Consider the following 16,830-nt stretch of genomic DNA (forward strand, 5'->3'; position numbering starts at 1 on the left):
GAAAGTTTCTCCTTATCAAAACGAGGTGAAAAAGAATGTTAGAAAAACGTATACCAATTTCAGTGGGAGAAGCAGTTGCACGTGTAATGGAGTACGCTCATCGAGGTGAAACTGAAAAGGTTTCACTTATAGAAAGCTATGGAAGAATTCTTGGAGAAGATGTTGTTGCGGATCATGATGTCCCGCATTTTGATCGCTCTCCATACGACGGGTTTGCGATTCGAGCGGAAGATACAAAAGAAGCAAGAAGCAGTAATCCGATTCAGTTCGAAGTTATTGGTGAAATTGGAGCTGGTTTTGTTTTTACAAAAGAGGTGAAAGCATTTCAAGCTGTACGTATTATGACAGGAGCCGCAATTCCAGTGGGCTGTGATGCCGTTGTTATGTTAGAGCTAACGGAAGGTTTTGAAGAAAACGAAAAAACATATATGAAGTTAAAACGCCCTTTCGCCTCTGGTGATAACATTTCTTTTAAAGGAGAAGATGTAAAACAAAACGCCCTACTTGTGAAAAAAGGGACTACTATTAATCCTGGAGTAGCAGCGCTTCTTGCTACATTTGGTTATAGTTCAGTAAATGTTGTAAGACCGCCGGTTATTGGGATCGTAACAACAGGAAGTGAACTATTGGAAGTACATGAGCAACTGAAACAAGGGAAGATTCGAAATAGTAACTCCTATATGATAGCTGCTCAAGTTGAACGAGCAGGTGGAGTTGTACGGTATTATGGACAGTTCGTTGATGATTTAGAGACGTGTTATAACACTGTAAAAAAAGCGATGAAAGAAGTTGATATTTTAATTACAACTGGTGGCGTTTCAGTAGGAGACTATGACTATTTACCTGCTATATATGAGAGATTACAAGCTCATGTACTTTTCAATAAAATAGCGATGCGACCAGGAAGCGTGACTACTGTAGCTGAGCTAGAAGGAAAACTATTATTCGGTCTATCTGGTAATCCTTCTGCTTGTTATGTCGGATGTGAATTATATGTTAGACCAGTTATTCAAACATATTTGCATAGTAAAAATCCACACGGATATCGTGCAGAGGCGATTTTACAGAAAGACTTTTTGAAAGCAAACCCATTTACTCGTTTTGTAAGAGGGAGAGTAGAAAATGTAGATGGCCAATTGCAAGTTACACCAGTCGGCTTAGATAAATCAAGCGCAATTTCTTCACTTGCAGAAGCGAATGCATGTATCGTTTTACCGGGAGGAACGAGAGGATTTGAAGCAGGGATAACTGTTTTGGTACTGTTATTAGAATCAAACGTAGGCAGCGAGTGGCCATGGGAAGAACCACTTCGATCATACAAGTAATAGAAAAATAGATTGATGGCTTCTCCGTGGATTATGATTTATACAAAGATAAGAGGTGCAAGATGACACATACGTATTGTGAAGTAATTGATACACCTATTTCAATTGAAGATGTTACAAGTAAAGTAATTCGGCGTGAGTGTGGTGCTGTTACTACTTTTATTGGTACTGTCAGAGAATTTACGAAAGGACGTCGTACGCTATATATAGAGTATGTGGCTTATAAGAATATGGCGGAAAAACAGCTTGAGAAAATTGGTACCGAAGTAGAAGAGAAGTGGCCTGGGACATATGTGACAATTACACATCGCATTGGTACATTGCAAATTTCTGATTTTGCTGTTGTTGTCGCTGTTGCTACACCACATCGGAAAGCAGCCTATGAGGCGAATGAATATATTATGGAACGAATGAAACAAATTGTTCCGATTTGGAAGAAAGAGTTTTGGGAAGATGGTGAGTCATGGGTAGGGGATCAGTTAGAGAAAATAGCATATGCAAATGGTGAGCCTGAAAAGGAGATGAGAAAATGATTGAAGTACTATTATTTGCACATTTGCAAGAAGAAGCAAGTAAGCCAGCTTTGCACATAGATTGTGAAAAGATTACGGTTGCAGAACTAAAGGGTGTTCTTATAAAGAAATACAACGTAGCAATTTCAAACGAGATTATGGTCGCTATAAATGAAGAATATGCAAATGAGGACGACATCATTCAAACTGGCGATGTTGTAGCAATGATTCCACCAGTAAGTGGTGGTTGATTCCTTTCAGTTTAATTATGTGAGTACGTGATTAGACTGGAGGGAATTAATATAACTATGCATACATAGGAGGGAACAGGATGAAAAGTCCTAATTTTCAATTAAGTTTACAAACTTCTAATCTAGTTATCGGTTTTATGGTATGGGTCATTTTATCATCATTAATGCCATATATTAAAGCGGATATTCCATTAACTGCGGGACAAATTTCTATGGTCACAGCAGTACCTGTTATTTTAGGTTCCATTCTTCGTATTCCAATTGGTTATTGGACAAATCGTTATGGAGCAAGAAAATTATTTTTTATTAGTTTTATTCTTTTATTATTCCCTGTCTTTTATATTAGTGTTGCCAATTCTATGATGGATTTAATTATTGGTGGCTTATTTGTAGGAATCGGTGGGGCTGTATTTTCTGTAGGCGTAACTTCTTTACCAAAATACTTTCCGAAAGAGAGTCACGGTTTTGTAAATGGTATTTATGGTGCGGGTAACGCCGGAACAGCAATTACTTCTTTCTTAGCACCTGTCATTGCAACTTCAGTTGGCTGGAGAACGACAGTACAGTGTTATTTAGTTTTACTTGCAGCATTTGCACTTATGAACTTTTTATTAGGCGATCGTAAGGAAAAAAAGGTGAATACACCATTAATGGAACAAATAAAGGGTGTATATAAAAATGAAAAACTTTGGTTTCTATGTATCTTTTACTTTTTAACATTTGGATCATTTGTTGCATTTACAGTATATTTACCAAACTTTTTAGTATCTCACTTCGGATTAGAGAAAGTAGATGCAGGTATGCGGACAGCTGGATTCATCGTATTAGCAACAATCATGCGTCCAGTTGGTGGTTGGCTCGGTGATAAATTTAATCCATTTAAAATATTAATCTTCGTATTTATCGGTTTAACACTGTCTGGTATTATTTTATCATTTATGCCTAGTATGAACGTGTATACATTTGGTTGCCTACTAGTTGCATTTTGTGCAGGTATTGGAAATGGTACAATCTTTAAACTTGTTCCAATGTACTTCTCTGAACAAGCAGGGATTGTAAATGGGGTTGTGTCAGCTTTAGGTGGACTAGGAGGGTTCTTCCCGCCATTAATTTTAACATTACTATTCCAACTGACAGGTCATTATGCAATTGGATTTATGGCATTATCAGAAGTCGCGCTTGCTTGTTTAATCATCACCGTGTGGATGTATAGCCAAGAGAAGCTGTTAGTGATGTTAAAGAATAATTAATAAGAAAAAAGGATGTCTAGTAGAGGCATCCTTTTTTTACTTGAACAAAAGAGAATGAATTGTTTTATTAATAACAAGGCTCTTTTCGTAAATAATGTTGCTTTATTGCATAAGAATTTTATCCTTATTGATTTTATCCCGCATTAACGGGCAGTAAAACTCCCACCTCAAAATTCGGCTGGGGCAAAGAAGTTAGGTGGAAGATCAACTGCCCGTAAATGCCCGATTGGTTCAACTAATAATCAGTGGGGGATGAACAAAACCCCCACTGATTAAAGTTTCACTTTATGAGATTTTTACGTATAATTGTAACTAAGGGAGATGATTCCAAGTTGAGTAAACAGAATATCAGCACAACAGTTTCAGGAGATTTAATTGTTACCCATCTAATTGGAAAGATAAAAACAGATGATGTTTATGAGTGGTTTAATGGCTTTGAGCAGGTTTGTCAGCAATTCATTTCCGAGGGTCGGAAATACAAATTGTTGGTGAATAGAAAAGGATACACGCCAAATCATTTTTCTGTTCAAAAAGCATGGAAAGATAAGTTCTTCAATGAAACCATTTTGAATCACAGTAAGGCAATTGCGTTTCTCCTTGAAGAAGGGGAGATAATGAATTATTTACAACAATCCAATACAAAAGAATCTGTGAAATTTTTTGATGATTATGAACAAGCACTAATGTGGTTGAATGAATATCCAATATAAAACTTTTATTGAACCAGTTGCTCTCAATAAACTGTTTTTTTATGCCATAATGTTGCAGTTGTCATAAAATTCACTTGCTTACAAGTTTCCAACACCATTATTTTTCTTCGCAGATTCTTGTCCAATTGCTTGTGCGATTCTAAAAAACGAAACCAAAACAAAAAGAACAAACGCCTCTAAAAAACGTTTGTCCAAAGTTAATTACTATTTTAGCTAAGAAATAGATTACAATTTGTGAGTACGAGAAAGTCTTTTTATAAGATTAGGAAGGACAGAAGTTAATTCTTGTTTCATACGCTTCGTAAACGATGGATCTTTACCTGAAGTTGAAATGCTGACAATATATTCATCATTTCGTATGACGCCAGGTGTGTGAAATGATGATTCTGTCCCATCACTTACAACGTTAACCCATTGGAAATCATGTGCGGCCTGTTTGACCATCATATTTACAGCATGTTGATTTGTTGCTGCATAAATAAGATGAGCATCTTTAATATCATCATTAGTAAAAGTTTTTTGCTTCCAAGTAATATTAGGAAGTTTTTTCAATTCCTCGCAAATCTCTGGGCTGACAACGGTGACAAAAGCGCCTGTATCCTTTAACCCAGACGCTTTCCGATATGCAATTTTACCTCCGCCAATTATAACGACCACTTTTTTATTTAGATTAAACATAAGAGGGTACATGTTATACATATATGCATTCCTCCATTCGTTCTAATAAAGCTAACTTCATGTATGTATCAAACTGAAGGCAGTTACAAGTTGTAACGTGATCATATTTTTTTGTATGCAATTTAATTTTTTGAAGTAACAAACCGGTAAAGAGAAGATACGGCATGACATATACATGGGACGCAGTCGATGTTATATGTTTAAGCTCAGCAGTAAAAGCGGGAGTTCCTTTCGTTAAAAAGGAACAACGTACGGGCATACCGATTTTCTGCTCGACAGCTGCTCCAATTTGTTGTAATTCATAAATAGGCTGAGGATCACTGCTCCCTCTTCCTACGATTAAAACACTACTACTTTGCATTGGCATAGTTTCACGTATTCTTTTCACTACAAGTTCAATCATATGTGGATGCGTACTAAAAGGTAGCGCTACTGAAAATGTTATATGTGAATATTTCTTTTGCACTTGCTCTATTTCAAAAGGAATATCACGTTTATAATGAGCTGCGGCAAATAATAAAACAGGTACAATCATTATTTCAGTTGCTCCCTCTATTATTGCTTCTGTAACTGCATCCTGAATGGTAGGAGTTGTTAGTTCAAGAAAAGCTATTTTTTGAATCTTTTCGTTACGTTCTTTCATAACAGATTGAATAAAGTGAATGAATTGTTCGTTACCTTCCTGTAGTCGGCTACCGTGTCCAACATATACAATTCCTTTCATCGTGCCACCATGTCTTTCTTCAAAATAATATCTTGTAATTGATGATCTACGTTATGAAACCCGACTTTATTCGCATAGTGTAAAGTTGGAACATCGGTATACGAGAAGGGAAGAGTAAGAATATCTATGAAGCCAAGGCGTTTTACTTCTGATAGAAACGTATCAATTGAAGCACGTCCTTCAAATACAACGCTATCCCATGAGAATTCAGAAAGTATACGGGAATGAATTTCATCGAAGCGATGATCAATTGTATACTCATGAGTCATTGTATAAGACCCAGTACCAATTTTTTCTTGAATGAAAGCAATTCGATTAATATTCCGTCCTACATAAACAGTTGTATCGGAAGAGAACGTTGCTTGTTTACTTAATAGTCCGTATTGCATCAATTTTTCTTGAGTTGCACCGTTCATATGCTGTAGTTCTGCCTGTAAGGAACGAATATCTTTATGATGCTTACTACATGACTGCATCAAGATTTCTACACTTTCAGCTGAACAAAACACAAGGCGATCAACGCTGAAAATTTCATTGATTTGTTCTGATGTTAATGTGTATTTTTCTTTTTTGAAAGTTGGAATTTGATATGTTTCTGCACCGGATTCTTGTAACATTTGTTTTATTGAACTTTCTTTATTTGTTGCAGATGCAAATAAAACTTTCTTGCCGTGCAATGGTTTATGTTCTTTCCAAGCGATTTGGTTACGTAAAGAAACGACATCACCAACAATCGTCATTGAAGGATTAGAAATATTTTCGGTTTTGACGTTATGAACAATGGTTGCTAGTGTCCCTGTGACAACACGCTGCTTTCCAGTTGTACCCCACTCAATGACTGCTACTGGCGTATCTTCTTTTTTTCCTGCTTGTAGTAAGTTTTCACAAATGGTAGGTAAGTTTTTTATACCCATGTAGTAGGCGATTGTGTCGCTATTGTGGGATGAATTATATTTTCCATGATCGGTTAAAGGACCTTTTGCATGTCCAGTTAGTAAAGTGACGCTATTACTGTAGTTACGGTGAGTGAGGGGGATACCTGCATAGCTACTAGCGGCGATGCTAGATGTAATACCTGGTACAATTTCATATGGAATGCTCGCTTCTGCTAAAGTTTCTGCTTCTTCACCAACACGGCCAAAAATAGATGGATCTCCGCCTTTTAAGCGGACAACGATTTTCCCATCTTTCGCAAATTGAAGGAGGTTTGCATTAATTATTTCTTGTCGCATAGTATGATTTTTCGGCATTTTTCCGCAATAAATAAGTTCACAAGTTGGCTTTGTATAGCTCAAAAAGTTAGGGTTCAATAGACGGTCATATAAGACAATATCTGCACGCTTTAAGCAATCTATCGCTTTTTTTGTAATAAGCCCTTCATCACCTGGTCCTGCACCAACTAAATATACATATCCGTTCATATTCGCACCTCGTCTATTTTTATTTAAAAGGAAGCCAGGGGAGGCTTCCTTTTGTAAATTACATGTATATATAAATATCTCCGTCAATAACTTCTACTTCGTACGTTTGAATACAACCGTCATCAGGTTTTTGAACTTCACCTGTTAGTAATGAGATTTTCCAATCATACAGTGGACAAAAGACGAATTCACCAGATACAATTCCTTCTGCTAATGGTCCATTTTTATGAGGGCAACGATTTTCTACAGCTCGAATATCGCCATTTGAGAGACGAAATAGGGCGATAGACATACCTTTCATTTGCACTTCTTTACCAATTTGAAAAGGAAGATCTTCTGCACGCATAATTTTTATTTTTTCTTTCGTGTGTAACATATAGTGCACGCTCCTTATTTTACAGTTTCTACTTCATACATCGCTTTTAATGACTTCGTTTCTAGTGCTTGTCCCCATGCTTCTGTATATGTGCTACGAGCTGTTTGGAAACGTTCATTTAACATAGTGACCATACTTGTATCTTGTAGTATTTCTTTTATGTGGTTGAAGCCTAATCGTTCTGTCCAGTAGGCAGTGCGTTCTCCATAAATCCCAGTTTCACGATAATATTGCATGTAAGCTCTAGCGATGCGAAGAACATCGTCTTCAGTAGGGACAATCATTACAAAATCAGCTTCACGTACTTCCGTACCACCATTTCCGCCTATAAACAGTTGATATCCATTTTCGACACAAACAACGCCAAAATCTTTCGTAAGTACTTCCGCACAGTTACGTGGACAACCCGTTACACCCATCTTCATTTTATGAGGTGTATCTACCATTTCTAATGATTGTTCCAGGAGCATACCAAGTCCTAATGAATCTTTCGTACCAAAACGACAGAAGCGAGAGCCAACACATGATTTTACATTACGAAGGGATTTTGAATACGCATATCCAGAAGTCATATTTAAGTCAGCCCATACGTTTGGTAAATCTTGTTTCTTAACACCATATAAGCCAATTCGGCTCGCACCTGTAATTTTCACGAGAGGAACATCATACTTTTTCACAATTTCCGCAATTTTCATTAAATCATCTGCTGTTGTAACGCCTCCGTACATGCGTGGAATAACAGAAAATGTACCATCATGCTGGATGTTACCATTCATTCTTTCATTAACGAAACGGGATGATTTATCATCTGCATATTCTTCTGGAATCGCCATACGTAAATAGTAGTTTAAAGCAGGACGACATTTCGAACAGCCGTCTTCATGTGCAAAACCGAGTACATTTCGTACTTCTTTTGGAGATTTTAAACCTTTCTCATGAATTGCCGCTACGACTTCATCACGTGATAAAGTTGTACATCCACACATACCAGCAGATTGCGCTGAGGCATCAAAAGCATCTCCAAGTGTATGAGATAAAATTTGTTCAACAAGTGGACGACATTTACCACAAGATCCTGCGGCTTTCGTGCATCCTTTTACTTCTTCAAAAGTAGTTAATTCTTGTTCTAAAATGGCATGAACGATTGTGCCTTTCGTAACACCATTACATCCACAAACAGTGTCATCAGCACTCATAGTAGCAACGTTAAGTGCACTTTCTTCACCAGCTTTGTGAAGAAGGGAAGCGGCTGTATATTCTTGTATATCTTCTTCTTTCTTTAACATGCTAAAGAGGCGTGTACCATCAGCAGTATCACCGTATAAAACGATACCAACGACCTTATTGTCACGAATCAATACTTTTTTATAGGAACGTTTACATTCATCAAAGATTGATATTGCTTTTGTTTGATCATCTTCATAAATTTGGCCAGCAGAGAATAAATCACAACCTGCTACTTTTAATTGTGTACCAACGATACTGCCCGTATATCCATCAGTTTGTAAATTCGTTATATGTTTTGCTAATATTGCACCTTGTTCATAAAGTGGGGCAACAAGTCCATATGCGATACCATCATGTTCCGCACATTCTCCAACTGCATAAATGGACTCATCATTTGTTAGCATATAGTCATTGACTACAATACCGCGATTTACAATTAAACCAGCATCTTTTGCTATTTGAGTATTCGGACGTATTCCGACAGCCATTACGATTAAATCACAATCTACAACTTCACCATCTTCAAATTGAATGCCCTCAACATGGTCTGTACCAAGAATCTTTACAGTTTTCTTTTCCATTAGAAATTTCATGCCTTGCGCTTCTAAATCTTCACGAAGGAGAGAGGCTGCTTTAGCATCTAACTGTTGCTCCATTAAGCTCGGCATTAAATGAACAACATGTACGTCCATTCCTAAGTCAATAAGACCTCGTGCAGCTTCTAAACCAAGTAATCCACCACCAATGACAACGGACTTTTCCTTTTCTTTAGCAGTATTTATCATAAATTGTGTATCTTCAATTGTTCGAAATCCTGTTACACCAGGGAGGGTGGAACCTTCAACAGGCAAAATAAAAGCACTAGAACCTGTTGCGATAATAAGTTTGTCATATGTAAGAGTACGATTTTTTTCTGTGACAATGACTTTTTCTTCTCGGTTAATACTTTGAACTCTCTCGTTTGTATATAATGTTATTTCGTTTTCTTCGTACCAACTATATTCATTCATAATGATATCTTGCACATTTGTTTTACCTTGTAGAACATGAGAGAGCATAATGCGATTATAGTTTGGATGCGGTTCATCTCCAAAAATAGTAATCTCATATGAATCACTATCATGTTTTAATATTTCTTCCATACAGCGTATTCCAGCCATACCATTTCCGATCATAACTAAACGTTTTTTCATTTTCATTTCCCCTTTTTATGTGAAATGTTGAGCAAAGGATTATATTTCTATTATAGAAAATCAAAAAAGGGGGAGATGTGATATTTATCACATTTTTATAATGGTTCACAAATTGTTAAAATTCGGATTTGTGTGAAGAGATTAGTGAAAGGGAAATTTATTTATATGAGTAGATAGGTGAGATGGGGAAGTGTGAATATTTTTCATTCAATGAAAAAGCAGGACATAAGCATTTATACTCATGTCCTGCCCGTTAATGCCCGATTGGTGTGGGCTAATAATCAGTGGGGGATGGACAAAACCCCACTGATTAAAGTTTCACTTTATTTATCCTTTCGTAATTGCACGCGGAAATAAAATGTTATTTTCTAAATGTATATGCTCAAATAAATCGGACTCTATAGCTTCAAGGCGCTGGTAAACAAGTCGATAAGTGCCGCAAGCCCCTTCTGGAGGAGTAAAGTCATTTGTCACTTTACGAAGTTCTTTCATAATATTGCCTGCGTGGTTATGTTCATTTTCCAATTCATCTACCACTTTACGTAACTTTGCATAGTTTTCTTCAGTTGGATTTTGTTCAAATTCTAAAATTAATGGGAAATCTTCCGTTTCTTCTTTAATTAAATGTTGTTCTAATTCAATCTTTAATTCATGAAATAGTTTATGAATTTGAGCTAAATGAGGCTGACGTGCCCCATGAACGCGTAAAACTTTCGTTACATATGGACTTAATTGTGGTAACTCTTCATTTAAATAGCGATGATGCTTATTTATAACGTAATCAATTAACTCACGATAAGAAGCATTTTTCCAATCAATTTCAGATTCGTTTAATAGTTTCGTTGTATGATAAAGCGTATTTAACTCTGTAATTACCTCTGATGCTAATAAATTTCTTTCATGAATTGCATCAATAAGTGGTCTATTACCACCACAACAAAAGTCTATTCTATATGATTTAAAAAGGTCACTAGCTTTTGGGAATTGTGTAACAATTTCACCGACAATAGAAGTTTCAGTAAATGTATGTTCCATATGAATGCCTCCATAAAGTTTAAATGTAATAACTAAATCAAGAATAGCAATAAATTCAAATCAATGTGGTGATTGAAATCACTTATTATGTGTCATTTTGGGGAATAATAAAATGAATATTATTAAAGCAAGAGGAAGAGTAATTAGTCGCAATATTTTACGGTAATAAAAAAGAAGCTTAGTAGAAGCTTCTTTTTTATATTGCTATTATTCGCATGCAACTCCATCACCATCGCGATCAAGTTTAGAGCTATAACCTGGTTGCCCTTTATATAGAGGAGCTTTCCCGGCAGCTCTAACTGCGGCACAATTTGCGTAGGATACATTACTAGTATTTCCAGCAGCTGGTTGTGTTTGAGTTTGCTGTGCTTTTTGTTGCTCTTCTTGTTGTTTACGAGCTAGTTCATCAGCTTGGCGTTTTTGTTCCTCTTGTTGTTTGCGAGCTAGTTCATCAGCCTGGCGTTTTTCATCTTCTTGCTGTTTACGAGCTAGTTCATCGGCTTGATGCTTCTGTTCTTCTTGTTGTTTACGAGCTAGTTCATCAGCCTGACGTTTTTGTTCCTCCTGTTGTTTATGAGCTAGTTCATCAGCCTGACGTTTTTGTTCTTCCTGTTGTTTATGAGCTAGTTCATCAGCTTGGCGTTTCTCATCTTCTTGCTTATGAGTTTTTTCGTCCGCTTCTTTCTTTTCTAGTTCTTTTTTCCTTTCGTTATCTTTTTGTTCTTCATTGTTAGATGCAATCTTTTTACTAGATGCTGTCGTTTGTTCAGAAGAAGGGCTTGAAATACCTGATAGTACAGCAAAAAGGACAAATAAAACAGCTGTAATAATAAATTGTTTTTTTGCTACACCTGTCTTTTTAATTACAGATAATATTGCAAGTACGAGGAAGAAAATAAATAAAACGAAACTTAAAACAGCAAAAAATTCGATGACTGGGTGTTCAGATTTTGTTGTACCGGTCATTGCTAATACAATTGAAATCATAAAAAGAATAACGGCAGGACGACCATATTTTATTGCTTTACCATTTTTCTTGAAAAATGAGATGATGAATAGAATTAAAAGAATAATAGCAATTAAAAATAAAGCTGCACCAATATTACTCAAAATCGTCATTTCGATACCTCCATTTGTAAGATTTTCTCTATTGATTATATAGGAATTTATTGGATATCACACGTTTTATATAAATTTAGAAAATTAATATTTTTAATAGATATAAAAATATTAATTTGTATATAAGGAAAAATAGATATATCTCCTATTACTTTTTGAAAGAGATTTCATAAATTATAGTATATCGATTGAAAGGAGGAGATTGGAATGGAATTTCAATTGTTGGTAACTTGTATATTACAAGAAGGTAATGCTTACTTTTTAGTAACGAAAGTAGACGATGTTATTACGTTAAAAGTACCAATTACAGCAGGAGTAGCAGGTTTATTCTTAGCTTTAGGTGTACCAAGATGTTCTTAATTTAAATCTCTATAGTAGAAAGGGCAGGGACATGCTTTCCCTTTCTACTACTGCATAATATAATTATGTAAATTTAAACGTTATTTTTGGAATAGCACGTTTAAAATGGACATGCATATACTATAATGTTTCATTGACTGAGATTGATAAAAGGTAGTTTTAATAAGTGTGCATCCAGTGATGTTTTTTTAAACTATGAAAATAAAAGAGGTGCTATTATATATGAAAAGACGAACATTTGATATTCCAGTTACATTGCGAAGAGAGTGGTTTTTAATAGAGTTAGCTCATTTAACGAAAAAATATGGAATTGAAATTGCAGCTAGCAAAATGGAAGCCGCACCATTTTTAAGGGATCACGTTACGGAATCAAAGATAGGGGTAGGGCTACAATACGATAAATATGATGATGAGTATATAATTGAAATTTAAGTAATACATGGTACAAAAAGAAATGCTTTATAATATTAGTCTGTTAAAAGATTAACACTGAAAAGGAATTACGTTATAAAAAATTATAAAATAAAGCAGATTCTATATATAGAATCTGCTTTATTATGAAATACTTCTGGTTGACTAGCCTCTTTCGAGTGTTTTTCCTACATATTTCTCTTGAGTTATTCCAAAAGATTCACGAAGAATGCGAGCATATTCTTTAGAGTCTATTGGTCGTTTATTTTTTGTGCCTTTAAAGGTTTCTGTAAATTTTTTTTCGTTAATGATATGTGACCGTAATCAGTTAATTTACAAGTGATAGCTCCTTTATTAAAAGGAGATTCGTTATGCTCTACAATCACTTTTTGAATGTTATTCACTTTTTTCTCATCTATTGGATTTACAGTGAAAGCATAGCCTACTTTCCATTCATTTGAAGGTTCAGATTGCAAGAAACTTGTAGATTCTCCGTTAGCCCCTTTTCTCATCTCTAAAATATGTGTACCTTTTCGGGTATTTCGTTTGCGAATTCGATATTCTCCCGTTTGAGAAGATATGACTTCTCCGTTAAAAGGAACTGGATGCAAAGGGAGATGAGATGAAAAACCTGAGTCTACAATATAATCTGTATTATCATGACTTAATATGATAATGACATGACCATCATCGGGTTTCCATTTATTATCGTAAACCGTACCGGCTACTTTGTATACTTGAAACCCACAATCAATTAAAAAGTAATACAATAAGGAATTTAATTCATAACAAAGACCGCCTCTTTTTTGAATAAGTAACTTTTCTACTAAGTTATTTTTTGAGATATTTTTAATAGTACCAGTCATAATATCAAGATTTTCATAGGGGAGAATCATTCCCATTTTTAAGAGGATTTCACCTAAATCATCAAATGCTATTTCTTTTGCGGGAATTTTTAATCGTTAAAAAAACTCCTTTTGTAAATTGGTCACCATAAAGCATTCTCCTTTCTTTTTACAGAATTTTCTTCTGCTCACCGATAGGTTAGTATTTCTAAAAGTTTAATTCAAGTCTGCGAAAATTATCATAATATATTTTTTGAAAATATGATTATCTACTTTGAAATTTCAGTTTGAATTTTAATCATAGGAAAGTCTTACAATATAAGCTCCTTTTAATTTGGCTTGTATTTAAGTAAAAGAAAATAAATGTCTTCATTATGTTTTTAAATAACTAACTAGTAATGAAATGTTTTTTTACTAAAATTTTTTCGAGATTTGTATGCTTTATATAAACAATAATGATTTGAAAAATATTTGGATTTAATGAAGTTAACAATTATTGAGAAACTTTTTTGTCGTGTTCTCTCAAAAGGAAGAGATGGAAACAAAGAGAATAACGTGTGTTAAGGAGAGGGTGTACTAGTAATCTCGTGAAAATAGGGCTAAGATCTTTTTCAAGTAAAAAGATTAGTTATTATTAAGGGAGAAAAGATACAAAATATTACAAAGAGCACCTTCTTTCAAAAAAAAGTGGGGGGAGTAACATGCGATTGATGAGAAGATGTGTTGCCTTACTAATTATATTTTTTATCATGGCTCCAATGATTAGCACAAATGTACGGGCAGAAGTTGTAAAAGAGCTTGGAAAGGGGTTTCCTGATACAGAGGTATTTACACCTGGAGAATGGTTTTTAGGTCAAAAACCTGCTAATTATGATGAGAATAAACCTCCAATTCTCTTTGTACAAGGACGTAATGGAAATGCAGATAGTTGGTATGGAAAGACAGTTTATCACGATATAAATGATATGTACGATTATGCTTTGAAAGCAGGTTATCAAACTGTATTTATACAATTATATGATGCTGCGGGGAAAGGATCGGCTAGTCAGTGGGACAACGGAAAATTGTTAGCACAAAAACTTGAAGAAATATATAATCATTTCGGTAAAAAAGTTAATATTGTAGCGCATAGCAAAGGTGGTATCGATACACAAGCTGCATTAGTTGGATACGGCGCGAATCGTTTTGTTGGAAATGTTATTACACTTGCTACACCGCATCATGGATCAAATTTAGCGGACTTATCATATAGTTGGTGGGCAGGATGGCTTGCTTCTATATTAGGGCAAAAAGATGATGGTACGTATTCATTACAAGTAGGAGAAATGGCAAAATTTCGTTCAACGATAGATAATAATCCAGCAGCTAAATTAAACCGTTATTATACTGCTACTGGGACTAGCTGGGGGCCAGTATTTTCTGCGTTATCTATGGGCGGGTTATATTTGTCATCATATGGTTCAAATGATGGACTAGTAAATGAGTGGAGTGCTAAGTTGCCTTACGGTACACATTTATTTACAGATTCCAGATTTGATCATGACAATATACGAAAAGGATCAGCTGTTTTCGCTCGAATTGAACCATATTTACGTTCTGCAAATATAGGCGTGCCAGCTTTAGTTGCATCAAGTAATATTTCAGATGAGAATATAGAACAATTAAACACAACTTCAAATCAAAATATTTTAGGGGGAGAATTGCCACAAAATCAGTGGATAGAGCAAACTGTTGCGGTTGATAAAAAGGCAGAAGGAATAGTTTCTGTGTTAACGGCTTCTTCTGATGTAGAAATACAATTGATATCTCCAAAAGGAAAAAATTATACAAATAAAGATAGCGCTATAACTACTGGTGAAGGTGAATCTTTCTTTAATGGGGCGACAATTAGAACATTTAAATTCGATAAAATGGATGTAGGGGAATGGAAAGTTAAAATGATGGCGAAGCAGTCGAAAGATGCATATTTAATTATAAATGATTACAAAATTGATGCACCATTCGTTCTTCAAATGCCAACAAAGGTTAAAGTAAATAAACCAGAGTATAAACTGAAAAAATCACCTGCGGCACCTGAAATGAAAGGTGATCTTTCCATAACAGTAAGAGTCGTTAATAAAGAAGGGAAGCTAGTCTCTGAATTTAATGAAATACAAAATGTTAATGCAAATACATTTACAGGTGCTTTGAAGGACATAAAGCAACCAGGGGTATATAACGTCACGATGGATATAAAAGGGGTGAATAAAGAAGGAAACCCTTATAATCGTACGATTGTTAAGTCGGTTTATGTGGAGCAGTAAGAAAGAATGATTAGGTTTTGATATAAAAAGTACCGAACTTTTGTGGTAGAAGGGTTTGGTACTTTTTTGTATTTATTAGATTAATAGAAAAGTACAATGAGAATTTATGTTCTATAAGAGAGACGATAGGAATCGAAAAACCGTTATTCAATAAAAAAAGATGCTGAAATAGCATCTGAATGTGATGGAATAGTATTAACTTAGTTTTGTAACTGTTAATTCAACTGAATTTATACCATTATCACAAGTTACAATGCTTTGTTTATTAAAACCACTATTATTTCTAAGTTGAAGAATCGAATTAGCTGGTACTGTAACAATAGTTTCGCCAACTAATTGAAGGCATTCGTTATTTGATGAAGTGTTCATTTGAAAAGCGAAATCACCTTGACTATTAGCAAGTGGATTGTTATTTAAGAAAATAGTTATGACTGGGATATGTGGAAATACAGGATTTAAAGTAGTATTAATACTTGAAATGAAAGAAACTCTATAATCACCGGCTTTACTAAATCGTATAGTAGTAGGATTTAGTAAAGAAACTCCTCCTGCCATAGGTCCAACGTGATTAAATGGAAAAGGATCGCCAAAAGGAACAGTTATAAACTCAGTTTGCCAAAAAGTGCCGTATGCGGGCTTAGATGATTTATGTGAATCGTGACATGAACATTTTTTATGTGAACTAGAAGAAGAGTGACATGAACATTTTTTAAATGAGCTGGAAGAAGAGCGGCATGAACATCTTTTATTCGAGTTTGAAGAATGATAGTATGAACCCAATATATTACCTCCTATTATTAATAAAATTTATACTCATAGTAGTTTATGTAATTGAATAGCAATTGGCGTGCATGTTTGTCCTATATAGAAGGTGATAGATGCGGAATATAAAGTGCTCAAATGATGAAATATAGTATTAGAATATTATCAGTAGTTTAAAAAGATCTACTATTTCTTCTGGTAATTTAGGATCACATATTTATTCTACAAGTTTAATGGAATCTTCATTAGTCGTCACTTTTTATTTACGCAGTTGGGCAGGAAGAAGAGGAAAGTTATCGAATGAATGTATTTATATAGCATTGTTTGC

General features: G+C 34.9%; 16 protein-coding genes and 1 pseudogene. 8 read left to right on the forward strand and 9 right to left on the reverse strand.

Features of this window, described 5'->3' with window-relative positions; all coding sequences use genetic code 11:
• Nucleotides 1-35 precede the first annotated feature (35 nt).
• The 5 genes from ACQKNR_RS22860 to ACQKNR_RS22880 all read left to right on the forward strand — a co-directional run bounded on the left by ACQKNR_RS22860 (nucleotide 36) and on the right by ACQKNR_RS22880 (nucleotide 4,048).
• Complete coding sequence (locus ACQKNR_RS22860; RefSeq protein ID WP_427320876.1) at nucleotides 36-1,325, forward strand: molybdopterin molybdotransferase MoeA; 1,290 nt, start codon at nucleotides 36-38, stop codon at nucleotides 1,323-1,325.
• Nucleotides 1,326-1,387: 62 nt separating this feature from the next.
• Nucleotides 1,388-1,858, forward strand: coding sequence for a molybdenum cofactor biosynthesis protein MoaE (locus ACQKNR_RS22865; protein WP_427320878.1), 471 nt, complete (start codon nucleotides 1,388-1,390; stop codon nucleotides 1,856-1,858).
• Nucleotides 1,855-2,088 (forward strand): molybdopterin converting factor subunit 1, encoded by a 234-nt coding sequence (gene moaD / locus ACQKNR_RS22870; protein WP_427320880.1) that lies wholly within the window; start codon nucleotides 1,855-1,857, stop codon nucleotides 2,086-2,088. Before ACQKNR_RS22865 ends, moaD begins: the two co-directional genes overlap by 4 nt.
• A gap of 80 nt (nucleotides 2,089-2,168) precedes the next feature.
• Entirely contained in the window at nucleotides 2,169-3,338 is a 1,170-nt protein-coding gene (gene narK, locus ACQKNR_RS22875) for a nitrate transporter NarK (RefSeq protein WP_427320882.1), read from the forward strand.
• Nucleotides 3,339-3,625: 287 nt separating this feature from the next.
• Nucleotides 3,626-4,048, forward strand: coding sequence for an STAS/SEC14 domain-containing protein (locus tag ACQKNR_RS22880; RefSeq protein WP_427320884.1), 423 nt, complete (start codon nucleotides 3,626-3,628; stop codon nucleotides 4,046-4,048).
• Between the two features lie 225 nt (nucleotides 4,049-4,273).
• Here the strand turns inward: ACQKNR_RS22880 and ACQKNR_RS22885 are convergent, their stop codons facing one another.
• From ACQKNR_RS22885 to ACQKNR_RS22915, 7 genes are all read right to left on the reverse strand, one after another.
• Nucleotides 4,274-4,747 (reverse strand): precorrin-2 dehydrogenase, encoded by a 474-nt coding sequence (locus ACQKNR_RS22885; RefSeq protein ID WP_427320886.1) that lies wholly within the window; start codon nucleotides 4,745-4,747, stop codon nucleotides 4,274-4,276.
• Complete coding sequence (locus ACQKNR_RS22890) at nucleotides 4,740-5,450, reverse strand: sirohydrochlorin chelatase (RefSeq protein WP_427320888.1); 711 nt, start codon at nucleotides 5,448-5,450, stop codon at nucleotides 4,740-4,742. Before ACQKNR_RS22890 ends, ACQKNR_RS22885 begins: the two co-directional genes overlap by 8 nt.
• Complete coding sequence (locus ACQKNR_RS22895) at nucleotides 5,447-6,871, reverse strand: uroporphyrin-III C-methyltransferase (RefSeq protein ID WP_427320890.1); 1,425 nt, start codon at nucleotides 6,869-6,871, stop codon at nucleotides 5,447-5,449. Before ACQKNR_RS22895 ends, ACQKNR_RS22890 begins: the two co-directional genes overlap by 4 nt.
• A 58-nt stretch (nucleotides 6,872-6,929) precedes the next feature.
• Entirely contained in the window at nucleotides 6,930-7,247 is a 318-nt protein-coding gene (gene nirD, locus ACQKNR_RS22900; RefSeq protein WP_427320892.1) for a nitrite reductase small subunit NirD, read from the reverse strand.
• A gap of 14 nt (nucleotides 7,248-7,261) precedes the next feature.
• Nucleotides 7,262-9,667 (reverse strand): NADPH-nitrite reductase large subunit, encoded by a 2,406-nt coding sequence (nirB, locus tag ACQKNR_RS22905; protein WP_427320894.1) that lies wholly within the window; start codon nucleotides 9,665-9,667, stop codon nucleotides 7,262-7,264.
• A gap of 327 nt (nucleotides 9,668-9,994) precedes the next feature.
• A complete protein-coding gene (gene ric, locus ACQKNR_RS22910; RefSeq protein WP_427320896.1) occupies nucleotides 9,995-10,702 on the reverse strand; it encodes an iron-sulfur cluster repair di-iron protein in 708 nt (235 codons plus the stop codon).
• A gap of 207 nt (nucleotides 10,703-10,909) precedes the next feature.
• Nucleotides 10,910-11,821 carry an excalibur calcium-binding domain-containing protein gene (locus tag ACQKNR_RS22915; RefSeq protein WP_427320898.1) on the reverse strand — a complete coding sequence of 304 codons (912 nt, stop codon included), beginning with the start codon at nucleotides 11,819-11,821 and terminating at the stop codon, nucleotides 10,910-10,912.
• A 207-nt stretch (nucleotides 11,822-12,028) separates the two neighbouring features.
• Between ACQKNR_RS22915 and exsG the strand changes: the two genes are divergently transcribed.
• Together exsG and ACQKNR_RS22925 are read left to right on the forward strand one after the other, a co-directional pair.
• Nucleotides 12,029-12,181 carry an exosporium protein ExsG gene (exsG, locus tag ACQKNR_RS22920; RefSeq protein ID WP_000395679.1) on the forward strand — a complete coding sequence of 51 codons (153 nt, stop codon included), beginning with the start codon at nucleotides 12,029-12,031 and terminating at the stop codon, nucleotides 12,179-12,181.
• A 222-nt stretch (nucleotides 12,182-12,403) separates the two neighbouring features.
• The gene (locus ACQKNR_RS22925) at nucleotides 12,404-12,613 is read left to right on the forward strand and encodes a hypothetical protein (protein WP_427320900.1); all 210 of its coding nucleotides are present in this window, start codon (nucleotides 12,404-12,406) and stop codon (nucleotides 12,611-12,613) included.
• 144 nt (nucleotides 12,614-12,757) lie between these two features.
• Here ACQKNR_RS22925 and ACQKNR_RS22930 read toward each other — a convergent pair.
• Nucleotides 12,758-13,545: pseudogene (locus ACQKNR_RS22930) on the reverse strand (arylamine N-acetyltransferase family protein).
• Nucleotides 13,546-14,138: 593 nt separating this feature from the next.
• On the opposite strand from ACQKNR_RS22930, the gene ACQKNR_RS22935 reads away from it, so the two are divergent.
• Nucleotides 14,139-15,740, forward strand: a complete 1,602-nt coding sequence (locus tag ACQKNR_RS22935; protein WP_427320902.1) for an esterase/lipase family protein — start codon at nucleotides 14,139-14,141, stop codon at nucleotides 15,738-15,740.
• Between the two features lie 195 nt (nucleotides 15,741-15,935).
• Here ACQKNR_RS22935 and ACQKNR_RS22940 read toward each other — a convergent pair whose 3' ends face one another.
• The gene (locus ACQKNR_RS22940; protein ID WP_427320904.1) at nucleotides 15,936-16,520 is read right to left on the reverse strand and encodes a preprotein translocase; all 585 of its coding nucleotides are present in this window, start codon (nucleotides 16,518-16,520) and stop codon (nucleotides 15,936-15,938) included.
• Nucleotides 16,521-16,830: the final 310 nt, after the last annotated feature.

This window comes from Bacillus sp. NPDC094077 (assembly GCF_050279465.1).
In the GTDB taxonomy this organism is placed as follows: domain Bacteria; phylum Bacillota; class Bacilli; order Bacillales; family Bacillaceae_G; genus Bacillus_A.